The sequence below is a fragment of the Pelagirhabdus alkalitolerans genome (assembly GCF_900096905.1).
GTDB classification, from domain to species: Bacteria; Bacillota; Bacilli; order Bacillales; family Amphibacillaceae; genus Pelagirhabdus; species Pelagirhabdus alkalitolerans.
This window is the reverse complement of the sequence record NZ_FMYI01000002.1, coordinates 415,584-427,494: the sequence shown is the minus strand read 5'-3', so window position 1 is coordinate 427,494 and position 11,911 is coordinate 415,584. Positions and strand designations below refer to the sequence as shown.

Sequence of the window (11,911 nt, the reverse complement as noted above, 5' to 3'; positions counted from 1 at the left end):
GTTTTAACAACGTCTGGTTTTAGCATTAGAAAATAGTTTAATGTTTAAAATGATACCTGATCGATTGCAAAGCATCTTTTTCAAGGACAACTTTTCCATATTCTTCAATCATCGCCAATGGAATTAAACTTGCTGAACTAAATTCAGATAAAATGGCGATCATATTATCAAGTCCATAAGTGTCAAGTGTCTGTTCTTTAAAATATAAATAGTAATGGTCTTTATAATAATAAACTTTCCCTTTGTTTAGGTTCAAAGGTTCGGTTGTTCTGGCTAACTGGATCATATCTTCAAAATCTGCAAATTCAAAGAGTAATTCATTGCTTTCATCTAATGTCACTTGCATTTCAACATAATCATCCCTCTCATCACTCTCTTCTTGTGTTACATACAGTAACATCCCTTGTGCTTGAAGTAGGTAAACCTTAATTGACAATAACCCTACAAGTTCAAAGTTTAATGCTTCACTTGCCTCAAACATCATATCGTGAAACAAAGCTTGAAGAAGAGGTAAATCATCCCATAACTTTTCTTGTGATAATCCTCTTTCTTGGAGGTCATCAAATGTTAAAAATATTTTAAATTGACTTGGCGTTAATCTCTCTAATTTCACACTTATTACCTCCTCATATCCATTAACTACGTCGAATGAACTCCTTTTGCTTATTATATGATATCACATTTATTTATGAAACAAAGACGCCTAAGATAAATCGCCTGAATAGTGTATAATTTTTCATCAACTTCCAACACTACTTAGTAATGATTCGTTTGTTTCTAAAAAGGAGGCCATGTCATGTTAAAGCGATTGATAAAAGCTTGTTTAATTTTAACAAGTGCGATGGTGATTCATATATCATATGTAGACTCTGTAGATGCATTTAGCCCACAAGTGATTCAACATGGTGCAGTCGGTGAAGATGTAATTGAATTACAAGCTAGGTTGCAATACCTCGGTTTTTATAATAGTCAAATTGATGGTGTGTTTGGCTGGGGTACGTATTGGGCTTTAAGAAACTTCCAGTATGAATTTGGTATGGAGGTTGATGGATTAGCAGGAGATCAAGTTAAAGATATGCTGATTAAAGCTAGTCAATATCATAAAGAAGAAGTTCGAGAACAACTTAAACAAGGTAGACGGTTTACTCACTATGGATCTCAACCTGCACCAGGTACGAGTGAACCTCAACCTAAAGAGCAGAACCAGAAAGAAAAGCACTCTCCCGAACAAGAGCCAACTCAACCTGAACAAACAGGTGATGATACCTCTCAACCACAACAAACACCGCAAGAACCAGATGTCACTGAAGAGACTGGGGATAATGTCAATCAGCCTGATCCAACCGAGCAGCAACCAGAGAGTCCTGAAGAAGGCGAGGACACAGGTGGAGAGAATATCGATGAAGAAGAACCGATGGAAGCAACGTCTGCTAATGTGCCAAATGGATTTAGTCACAATGATATTCACTTGATGGCGCAAGCTGTGTATGGAGAAGCAAGAGGTGAACCGTATGAAGGTCAAGTCGCTGTTGCTGCTGTTATATTGAATCGTATTCAAAGTTCTACATTTCCTGATAGTGCTGCGAGTGTGATTTTTGAGCCGTTAGCATTCACGGCAGTTGCAGATGGACAAATCTATATGGAACCAGACGAAACAGCAAGGGAAGCCGTATTAGATGCGATAAATGGTTGGGATCCATCAGGAGAAGCCTTGTATTATTTTAATCCTGATACGGCAACGTCTAGTTGGATCTGGTCAAGACCACAAATTAAACGAATTGGTAAGCACATCTTTTGTGAATAGAATGGAGTGAAAGTATGAAAAGATGGATTGTCATTGCCCTTTTAGGATTAACCTTACTCATTTCAGTTTTTTGGGGATTACGTATTAACCAACAGCGCGATATGATGGTTGTGCATGCGGAAAACAACTATCAACGTGCCTTTCATGATTTAACTTATCACCTTGATGTGTTACATGAAGAGATCGGGACAACGCTTGCTTTAAATTCGACTGAACGTATGACGCCTCAGTTGATTGAAATATGGCGTTTAACAGCACAAGCACAGTCGGATGTAGCGCAACTTCCGCTTGTCGTTCTACCTTTTAATCAAACTGAGCTCTATCTTTCAGAGGTAGGTGATTTCACGTATGATGTAGCAATGCGGGATTTAGACGAAAACCCATTGTCCGATGACGAGTTAGAGAAATTGACAGCTTTATATCAAACATCTGAACAAATAAGGGAAAATGTTAGAATCACACAAAATCAAGTGTTAAACGAGGAACTTAAATGGGTTGAACTCGAGATGCTATTAACACAAGGTGATACGGGTGATACACATTCCTTAGTGGATGGATTATTATCAGTCAATGATTTAGCCACGGATTTCCAAGAAGCGCATTCCCATACCTTATCCCCCACTTTACCGAGTCAACACGATCATTTTAAACACATTGATGGTGAACAGGTATCAGCTGATGAAGCTGTTGAGAAAATTAAAGATCAGTTTGAGTTAGACGAAGAGGCACTTGTCGATTTAAATACCTCAGAAGAGAGTGCTCAACTTGCAACATATTATGGTTCGTTTGAAGCACAAGAGAATCATGGATATGTTGAAGTGTCTCAACAGGGTGGTCATATCTTAAACTATATGATGAATCGAGACGTTTCTCATGCTGAACTTGGTTTAAATGAAGCACAGAATGAAGCGGAATCCTTTTTGAATCAACAAGACTTAAACAGTATGACATTATTACAAGCAGCACAATATGATCAAATTGGTGTATTCGAATTTGTCGGTTTGGAAGACGATGTTTATGTTTACCCAGATAAAGTAATGATAAAGGTTGCGTTAGATGATGGAGCAATTGTTGGTTTTAATGCGACTGATTATTATAGAAATCATCAAAAGAGAGATGTCGAAGAACCTGAATTGACGTTACAAGAAGCTGAAAACGCTATTAATCATCACTTAACTGTTGAAGATCATCACCTGGCGATCATAGATGAAAGAGATGGTGAGGAAGTGTTAAGCTACGCTTTATTCTGTACGAATGAGACAGATACTTACCGAATTTTCATCGACGCGAATACAGGTAGAGAAGTAATGGCAGAAATATTACACGATGTAGAGCCTATTTGGGGCTTATAAAGGATTGCCTCTTTAGATATTAACGTAGAATAATATCTAAAGAGGCTTTTGAATGTGAAATTATTTTGCTATTCGCCTTGCGCTTTCATAGTGTTGTTTGCCATAATATAATTAGGCACACTTTGAAGGTGAGGTTATCTCAATGAAAGTTGGATCGAGCTTAACATTAGAGCAGGAACAAGATGGAGAAATTATTCGTTATCGTTGTCGAGTTGTTGATCAAAAGGGTCAGAACTTATACATAGACTATCCGATTAATTTAACAACAGGTAGAACAGATTTATTCCCAAAGGGAGCGCGTTTGTTTGCCTATTTTGTATCGGACGATGAGGCGGTATATCAGTTCCATACAGAGGTGAAGGGAAGAAAGAAAGACAATGTTCCCCTTTTAGTTTTACACTATGATAAAGACAAACTAAAAAAAATCCAAAGAAGAGAATACGTTCGAGTAGATGCAGGGCTTGATATTGCTGTTCAATCAGTTGATGAAACATGCGAACCATTTGCAACAGTGACAAAAGATATTAGCGGTGGCGGCGTTGCTTTATTGTATCCATTTGAGCGATATTTACCTCAAGCAACAGCTTTGGATGTTATCATTGTCATTCACTCTGAGCAAGAAGAGCAAGGATACATATTTGCTAAAATGGAAACGATCAGGACACAAGAAAAATCAGAGGTGGCAAAACCGATTTTATCAATGAAATTCACAGAAATTGATGAAAAAGACCGCCAACGTATTATACAATTTTGTTTTGATAAACAATTACAAGAAAGAAGACGTCAGTATTCGACGAAAAGCTGACGATGAGAGGACGAGATTATGACGAAAAAAGCTATAGCAATTGCGATTGATGGGCCTGCAGCTGCCGGGAAAAGTACAGTAGCTAAATTAGTCGCAAAGGAATTGAATTATATCTATATTGATACAGGTGCAATGTACCGTGCATTAACATATAGCGCAATAGAAAATGGAATTGATCTAAACGATGAAGATCGATTATTCCATCAATTAAGTGAAATAAAAATTGATTTAAAACAATCAGGAAACGAGCAAAAGGTTTATATTAATGAACAAGATGTTAGTGAACTAATTCGAACTGATCAAGTAACCAATGCCGTCTCAACAGTTGCTAAACATAAAAAAGTAAGAGAAGAGATGGTAGAAAGACAACAACAACTAGCTAAACGTCGTGGTGTTGTCATGGATGGACGGGATATAGGAACACGTGTGATTCCAGATGCTGAATTAAAAGTATTCCTTCTTGCCTCAGTGGATGAACGTGCACAACGTAGGTACTTGGAGAATCAAAAAAAAGGTTATGAAGTCGATCTATCACAATTAAAAGAAGAGATTCGAAAACGAGATCAACTTGACTCAGAACGAGAAGTGTCACCGCTTATTAAAGCAGACGATGCCATTGAACTCGATACGACATCACGTTCCATTCAAGATGTTAAAAGTAAAATTATTGATTTAATTGCCGAAAAAGGATGGTGCTAAATGTCTTTTTATCATATAGCAAAAAATGTTGTTTGGTATATATCAAAACCTCTTTTTCGAATGGAAGTGATCGGGGCAGAAAACATTCCTAAATCCGGACCAGTCATCATTTGTTCGAATCATATTTCAAATTTTGATCCACCAATGGTAGGCGGTTCAGCACCAAGAGTAGTTCACTTTTTAGCAAAAGAAGAGTTGTTTGAAAAAAAGTGGTTAAAACCGATATTGACGAACGTAAATGCTTTCCCAATTAAAAGAGGGATGAGTGATCGAAATGCCCTTCGTAAAGCTCTAGGGTTATTAAAAGAAGGCAAGACACTAGGGTTATTTCCTGAGGGGACAAGAAGTAAATCAATGGAGCTTGGAAAAGGTTTATCTGGCGTAGGTTTTTTTGCATTACGCTCAGAAGCAACCGTTGTTCCTTGTGCAATTATAGGGCCTTATAAAATTGGACGTAAGCTAAAGATTGTATATGGAAAACCTGTAAACATGAAACAGCTTAGAGAAGATAAAGTATCAGCTAAAGAAGCAACGGATCATATTATGGAAAATATACGTAAGATTATAGAAAAATATCAATGATTTCGATGGGTATGACTTGACAAATCGCCTAAAATGTTAGAAGTTAGAAAAAAGGATAGTTTTATTTTTCTTGTCGCAAATTGAAGGAGGCTTTTTTAATGGATGAAATGAATCAAGAAATGTCAGATTTGAAAGAGTTATCAGTCGGTGATTTGGTAACTGGAAAAGTTGTAAAAGTTGAGGACAAACAAGCGTTAGTGGATATTGGCTGGAAAACAGATGGTGTCGTGCCAATTCGTGAACTTTCTAGTCTCCACATTGAAAAAGCAGATGAAGTTGTTTCATTGGAAGATGAATTAACATTAAAAATAAAAAAAATAGATGACGATGAAATTATTTTGTCTAAACAAGCAGTAGATGTTGAGAAAGCTTGGGAAGACCTAGAAAGTAAATTAGAATCAGGTGAAATTTTTGAAGCAACAGTTAAAGAAGTTGTAAAAGGTGGACTTGTTGTTGATGTGGGTCTTAGAGGTTTCATTCCTGCTTCATTAGTGGAGACACACTTTGTTGATGATTTCTCTGATTATTTAGATCAAAGCTTAACACTCAAAGTTGTTGAATTAGACCGTGAGAAGAATCGTGTTATTTTAAGTCATAAAGCCGTTGTAGAAGAAGAGCAAAATGCTAAAAAAGGTGAGCTTTTATCTCAACTTGAAGAAAATCAAATTGTCGAAGGAAAAGTTGCTCGAATTACAGACTTTGGTGTATTCGTCGATTTAGGTGGCATAGACGGTTTAGTTCACATTTCTGAACTATCACATGATCATGTTGCACATGCATCAGACGTCGTGAGTGAAGGTGACCAAGTCAAAGTTAAAGTTCTATCTGTTGATCCAGAATCTGAACGTATTTCACTCTCAATTAAAGAAACATTACCTGGTCCATGGGAAAATGTAGAGACTAAATTAAACGCAGGTGATATTGTAGAAGGCACCGTTAAGCGCCTTGTTCATTTTGGTGCTTTTGTTGAAGTGCTACCACAAGTTGAAGGGTTAGTGCATATTTCACAAATTTCAACAGAGCACATTGGAACACCACAAGAAGTATTAGAAGTTGGTCAGACGGTTAATGTTAAAGTGTTAGATGTTAATCCTGATGAAAAACGAATTTCTTTAAGTATTAAAGAAATTGAAGCTGAGAAAAACCAACAGGAATTAAAATCATATGAAAGAGAAGAAGATGATGCTGGTTTTTCACTAAGCGACGTAATCGGTAACAAACTTGACCAATTTAAAGATTAATCTATAATCCGAAAGACTGATAGTGGTTTAATGCCATTATCAGTCTTTTTTTTAGTTATAGATGAGGTGGATTTTTGAATTTATTTATTGTTTGAATATTTTTTACAAACTTACCCTATAATGGTTGTTATGGGGTGAAGAATGTGGCTTTTTATTGGGTGAGTTGGTTATTGATCTATTATTTTAGCTTCTTTGATCACGGATATCGTGCGAATCGATGGATCGTATTCTTATTATTTTTTAATGTTTGTTTTATTAATCCGATTGTCATATCTGAATCGATTGAAGTATCGATTGCGTATATCGTTATGAGCATGGTTTTATTGATTCAATTGGCACGATTCAAATTGAAAGTTGTTCATCTATTTATGATCAATGCTTGGCTATTTCTATATACAGGTTTACAACTTATCTTTTTAGTTCATCCAATTTGGTTATTCTTTAATCGATTTATCATGATATCACTTATACTACTATTGTTGATGATTGTATTAATAAAGGATCCATCATTGAGAATGATCAGCTTTATGATCACATTATTCTTTGGTGAATTGTTTTTTCAATTCATGAGATGTCAATCAATGGATTATGTTCGACTCGGCGATCATCAGTTATTTTTATATGCTTATATGTCGTTGTTCATGCTTTATCAGTACCAACAACTCATCAGTCGACCTAACAAACCATACTAAAAAGATTGTAGAAATAGAATTGTTTTGCTAAAATAAATAAGTTAGATGTAAATATGATTATGAAAACAGAAAGGATGAACCTTTCATGCGAAAATCAATTGTAGCGGTAGTTGGTAGACCGAACGTAGGAAAGTCTACTATTTTTAATCGCTTAGTAGGTGAGAGGATTTCGATTGTAGAGGATACACCAGGTGTAACTCGTGATCGTATCTACTCACAAGCAGAATGGTTAACAACAGAATTTAATTTAATTGACACAGGGGGCATTGAACTTGGTGATGAACCTCTATTAGTCAAAATGAGAGAACAAGCTGATGTCGCAATTCAAGAAGCTGACGTGATTATTTTTATGGTCAATGGACGAGAAGGGATCACAGCGGCTGATGAAGAAGTAGCGAAAATTTTATATAAATCTAATAAACCTGTTGTTTTAGCTGTGAATAAAGTTGATAACCCAGAGATGAGAGAAGCTATTTATGAATTTTACAGTCTTGGTTTCGGTGAACCGTTCCCGATTTCGGGAACACATGGTTTAGGGTTAGGTGACTTACTTGATCAGGTCGTAAGTTATTTCCCTACGTTAGACACGGATGTTCATGATGAAGACACGATCTACTTTAGTCTGATTGGACGACCTAATGTGGGGAAATCATCACTTGTAAATGCCATCTTACATGAAGAACGCGTCATAGTGAGTGAGATCGCTGGTACCACACGTGATGCTGTTGATACACCGTTTACAAAAGATGATCAAGATTATGTCATTATAGATACGGCAGGGATGAGAAAACGAGGTAAGATTTATGAAGCAACAGAACGCTACAGCGTCTTGCGTGCGCTAAAAGCCATCGAACGTTCTGATGTTGTTTTAACATTAATTGATGCAGAAACGGGTATAATAGAACAAGATAAGAAAATAGCAGGATATGCTCATCAAGCAGGAAAAGCCGTCGTTATTGTCGTCAATAAGTGGGATACTGTTAATTCAGATGAGAAAGCAATGAAAGATTTTGAACAAAAAGTGAGAGTGCATTTCCCGTTTTTAGACTATGCTCCGATTGTTTTCTTGTCAGCATTAACCAAAAAACGGATCCATACACTCATTCCGCAAATTAAATTGGCGAGTGAGAATCACGCGTTACGTGTTGAAACGAATGTCTTAAATGACGTTATTATGGATGCTGTGGCGATGAACCCAACACCGACAATGAATGGTAAACGCCTTAAAGTTTTATATGCGACTCAAGTGGCAGTACAACCACCGACGTTTGTTGTTTTTGTTAATGATCCTGAACTTATGCACTTCACGTATGAACGTTTCTTAGAAAATCGCATCCGAGACGCCTTTGGATTTGAAGGCACGCCAATTAAAATTTACGCAAGGCGAAGAGGATAGGAGGCTAACAGAATGGAAAAAGTAGCTGTATTAGGAGCAGGGAGCTGGGGGACGGCTTTAGCGATGGTATTGCATCAAAATGGCCATGAGGTACGTTTGTGGACGCATGATGAGGATCATGCTAAACGAATCAATAAAACGCATCAAAATAGTGACTATCTTAACAATATTCAGTTACCTCAAGATTTAGTTGCCTATAGTGATTTGACTAAGGCGATTGATCAGGTTTCTGCTATTGTGCTCGTTTTACCAACAAAAGCGATTCGTCCAGTTTGCCAGCAATTAAAAGGCGTTTTAACCCATCAAGTTACGCTGATTCATGGAACGAAAGGAATTGAGCCAGATACATTTAAACGTGTATCAGAAATGATTGAAGAAGAATTGCCTAAGGATTTATATGGTGAGGTTGTAGTTCTCTCAGGGCCTAGTCATGCTGAGGAAGTAAGTGTTTTTCAACCAACTACAGTGAGCGCGACATCAAGTGATGTAGCCAAAAGTGTGCACACACAAGACTTATTTATGAATGAGCGTTTCAGAGTCTATACAAACCAAGATGTTCTAGGTGTAGAGCTAGGTGGCGCACTTAAAAACATTATTGCCCTTGGAGCTGGAATATCAGATGGATTAGGTTATGGTGATAATGCAAAAGCTGCGCTGGTCACACGTGGATTGGCTGAAATAGCCCGGTTAGGTACAGCTATGGGCGCTGATCCATTAACATTTGTTGGGTTGACAGGTATTGGTGACTTGATCGTTACCTCTACTAGTATACACAGTCGAAACTGGAAAACCGGGCATATGTTAGCCAAAGGTGAATCATTAGAAGAGATTCTAGATAAAATGGGAATGGTTGTTGAAGGCGTTAGAACGGCTAAAGCAGCCTATCAATTAGCCGAAGAACGAAAGATCGAAATGCCTATTACAACGGGTATTTACAAAATATTATTTGAAAAGGCTGACCCAAGAGAGGTCGTTGATCAATTAATGACGCGTTCTAAACGTCCAGAAACAGATGAAGTGCACCATATGCTTAAAAAGCATTATAACGATCAATAGGCGTACAAAATCAAGCCCCCTTGCATATAGTGAAGCGACTATACTATAGCAGGGGGGTTTTTATGTGAGTCAACATTTATTTGATCTGTTAAAGCAGAAAAACATTGAAACTGACGAGATTATTAATATTGCTCAAGCAATGCAAAATGCAAATTTTAGTGATGAACAAACCGTTAGTCAGTTAATTGACCAATTACAACGATTAGCTGGCCAGTCGATTTCACCCGAACAAAAACAACAACTCGTTAATACGATCACAAATAACAAGTTACCAAATGATATGAATGCATTGAGTCAATGGTTCAATTTATAATAATTGAAATTGTTAATTATGGATTATTCAAAGTCAAACCAGGTGTATTTGCCCCAATGCACCTGGTTTAAATATGAGGAAATATTGAATATAAGTCATAAAAGAAGTGGACAACGTCATAGACTTTAAATGTGAAAAGTCGTCTTAATAGAGCCATAAGTATAGCAGGAGGGAATTCAATGGATAAAATTGATGTGTTTAAAGATATTTCCCAAAGAACAAATGGTGATGTCTACTTAGGGGTAGTTGGAGCCGTAAGAACAGGGAAATCAACATTCATTAAACGTTTCATGGAAAAAGTAGTGTTGCCGAGTATTTCGAATGAATCTGACCGTCTACGAGCACAAGATGAACTGCCACAAAGTGCAGCGGGTAAAACGATTATGACGACTGAACCTAAGTTTATACCGAATCAAGCTGTGCACCTAGAACTTGAAAATGGTTTTGATATTAATGTTCGGTTTGTTGATTGTGTCGGTTATACGGTTGAGGGTGCACAAGGTTTTGAAGACGAAAATGGCCCACGAATGATTCATACGCCTTGGTATGAAGAACCGATTCCATTTCACGAAGCAGCTGAAATGGGGACAAGAAAGGTTATACAGGAGCATTCGACAATTGGTGTTTTGATTACAACAGACGGGACGATTGGTGATATTCCACGCCATGATTTTGTCAGTGCTGAAGAACGAATTGTTTCAGAATTAAAAGAGGTTGGCAAGCCATTTATTATGATTGTTAATTCAACAAAACCCCATCATGAAGACACAGAATATTTACGTCAGACATTAAATGAGCAATATGATATCCCTGTACTTTCTATGAGTGTTGAAAACATGGAATCAGAGGATATTTATCGCGTATTGAGAGAAGCATTGTTTGAATTCCCAGTTTTAGAAGTCAATGTCAATTTACCCAATTGGGTCATGGTACTAGAAGATGATCATTGGCTAAAATCCAATTATCAAAATGCTATTCAAGAAACCATTGAAGACATTAAACGCCTGCGTGATGTAGACCGGGTAATTGGTCATTTTGATCAATATGAGTACATTGAAAAAGCGTCTGTTGATACGATTGATTTAGGGGGTGGAATCGCTGAAATCGAGCTAGATGCACCTCATACATTATATGATCAAGTATTAAAAGAAATTGTAGGTGAAGAAATTAGAGGAAAAGATCATTTATTACAATTAATGCAAGATTTCTCAAAAGCGAAAAAGGAATATGATCAAATTTCCGATGCAGTCAATATGGTCAAAAATACGGGGTATGGGATTGCATTTCCTTCCGTTGATGATATGAGACTCGATGAACCTGAAATCATAAGACAAGGGTCGAGATTCGGTGTGAAATTAAAAGCAATTGCCCCATCGATCCACATGATTAAGGTAGACGTCGAGTCAGAATTTTCACCGATTATCGGTACGGAAAAACAAAGTGAAGAACTCATACGTTATTTAATGCAAGATTTTGAAGATGATCCAAGATCTATCTGGCAATCCGATATATTTGGCCGATCACTTAGCTCAATTGTTCGTGAAGGCATTCAGGGTAAGCTAACGCTCATGCCAGAAAATGCGCGGTTTAAATTACAAGAAACATTAGAAAAAATCGTTAATCAAGGATCAGGCGGCATGTTAGCGATTATATTATAAGTCATTTTAAATAAAAAACCTTTCGTTTATTCTTTTAAATAAGCGGAAGGTTTTTATTATTTTTAGACGGTATAGTAATAAAAAACCTATATAATCGTTATTATTTTTGAAAAAATAATAACGATTTGCATTAGAAAGCCTACTATGGTACGATTCAATTGATGTAAGCGCACTAACCTTGTCATGTTAATGATTCAACGAATGCAGAACTAACTGTCAAATTGTTAAAATTTATCAATTGTAATATGATAAATTTTAACTATTCATCTATTTTTTGTTGAATTTGCAGGGAAAGTCGTTTATTATAAGCTTT

The 11,911-nt window shown here is 36.7% G+C and carries 12 protein-coding genes; 11 read left to right on the top strand and 1 reads right to left on the bottom strand.

Features of this window, described 5'->3' with window-relative positions; all coding sequences use genetic code 11:
- Positions 1–37 precede the first annotated feature (37 nt).
- Positions 38–613 carry an adaptor protein MecA gene (locus BLR62_RS04325; protein ID WP_090793644.1) on the bottom strand — a complete coding sequence of 192 codons (576 nt, stop codon included), beginning with the start codon at positions 611–613 and terminating at the stop codon, positions 38–40.
- Between the two features lie 183 nt (positions 614–796).
- On the opposite strand from BLR62_RS04325, the gene sleB reads away from it, so the two are divergent.
- The 11 genes from sleB to spoIVA all read left to right on the top strand — a co-directional run bounded on the left by sleB (position 797) and on the right by spoIVA (position 11,598).
- Positions 797–1,804, top strand: coding sequence for a spore cortex-lytic enzyme (sleB, locus tag BLR62_RS04320; RefSeq protein WP_090793642.1), 1,008 nt, complete (start codon positions 797–799; stop codon positions 1,802–1,804).
- 14 nt (positions 1,805–1,818) lie between these two features.
- Positions 1,819–3,156: a germination protein YpeB gene (gene ypeB / locus BLR62_RS04315; RefSeq protein ID WP_090793639.1), complete on the top strand. Its 1,338-nt coding sequence runs from the start codon at positions 1,819–1,821 to the stop codon at positions 3,154–3,156.
- A 142-nt stretch (positions 3,157–3,298) separates the two neighbouring features.
- On the top strand, positions 3,299–3,961 hold the full coding sequence (locus BLR62_RS04310) for a flagellar brake protein (RefSeq protein ID WP_090793636.1): 663 nt from the start codon (positions 3,299–3,301) through the stop codon (positions 3,959–3,961).
- A gap of 18 nt (positions 3,962–3,979) precedes the next feature.
- A complete protein-coding gene (gene cmk / locus BLR62_RS04305) occupies positions 3,980–4,660 on the top strand; it encodes a (d)CMP kinase (RefSeq protein WP_090793634.1) in 681 nt (226 codons plus the stop codon).
- Positions 4,661–5,242, top strand: a complete 582-nt coding sequence (locus tag BLR62_RS04300; RefSeq protein WP_090793631.1) for a lysophospholipid acyltransferase family protein — start codon at positions 4,661–4,663, stop codon at positions 5,240–5,242. It begins immediately after the preceding gene.
- Positions 5,243–5,340: 98 nt separating this feature from the next.
- Positions 5,341–6,483 (top strand): 30S ribosomal protein S1, encoded by a 1,143-nt coding sequence (rpsA, locus tag BLR62_RS04295; RefSeq protein WP_090793628.1) that lies wholly within the window; start codon positions 5,341–5,343, stop codon positions 6,481–6,483.
- Between the two features lie 143 nt (positions 6,484–6,626).
- Positions 6,627–7,175 (top strand): YphA family membrane protein, encoded by a 549-nt coding sequence (locus BLR62_RS04290; protein WP_090793625.1) that lies wholly within the window; start codon positions 6,627–6,629, stop codon positions 7,173–7,175.
- 85 nt (positions 7,176–7,260) lie between these two features.
- Positions 7,261–8,571: a ribosome biogenesis GTPase Der gene (der, locus tag BLR62_RS04285; protein WP_090793623.1), complete on the top strand. Its 1,311-nt coding sequence runs from the start codon at positions 7,261–7,263 to the stop codon at positions 8,569–8,571.
- A 12-nt stretch (positions 8,572–8,583) separates the two neighbouring features.
- Positions 8,584–9,627 carry an NAD(P)H-dependent glycerol-3-phosphate dehydrogenase gene (locus BLR62_RS04280; protein WP_090793619.1) on the top strand — a complete coding sequence of 348 codons (1,044 nt, stop codon included), beginning with the start codon at positions 8,584–8,586 and terminating at the stop codon, positions 9,625–9,627.
- Positions 9,628–9,691: 64 nt separating this feature from the next.
- Complete coding sequence (locus tag BLR62_RS04275; RefSeq protein WP_090793616.1) at positions 9,692–9,940, top strand: stage VI sporulation protein F; 249 nt, start codon at positions 9,692–9,694, stop codon at positions 9,938–9,940.
- 179 nt (positions 9,941–10,119) lie between these two features.
- Positions 10,120–11,598 carry a stage IV sporulation protein A gene (gene spoIVA / locus BLR62_RS04270; RefSeq protein WP_090793612.1) on the top strand — a complete coding sequence of 493 codons (1,479 nt, stop codon included), beginning with the start codon at positions 10,120–10,122 and terminating at the stop codon, positions 11,596–11,598.
- Positions 11,599–11,911 lie beyond the last annotated feature (313 nt).